This window comes from Massilia sp. 01N410 (assembly GCF_056399665.1).
The window spans coordinates 1-383 of the sequence record NZ_JBFTRV010000088.1 but is presented as its reverse complement, the minus strand read 5'-3'; the positions used below and the strand labels follow the sequence as shown (position 1 = coordinate 383).

The 383-nt window shown below is 60.6% G+C and carries 1 pseudogene; it reads right to left on the bottom strand.

The features are described 5' to 3' along the window. Positions 1–383: pseudogene (locus AC1DOP_RS27370) on the bottom strand (aminopeptidase); the annotation flags it as partial.

Sequence of the window (383 nt, the reverse complement as noted above, 5' to 3'; positions counted from 1 at the left end):
TCCGCGGTTTCCCAGTACGGGTCCTGCACCAGGCTGGTCATCGGCTCGTCGGTGATGATCAGCTTCGTGATCTTCTTCGGGTTGTAGCGCCACACTTCGGCCGGCACGCGCTCGACGTACTTCTTGCCGCTGGCGAGCGTGATCTCGAGGATCAGCGGCGTCACCAGGCCGCCCTTGTTGCTGAAGTCGACCAGGTACATGTGCTTGCCCTCCTTCAGCAGCGCCTTTTCCCAATCCTCCAGGCCTTCCATCGCCTCGTTGTACTTGTTGCGGTCCTTGTTGGTGACCGTGAAGTCGTCGTGCTCGTTGTAGAAGTCCTTGAGTTCAGGATGCGCATCGACGCGGCGCTCCAGCGTGCCCTTGTTGCGCTGGTCGGTGATCGA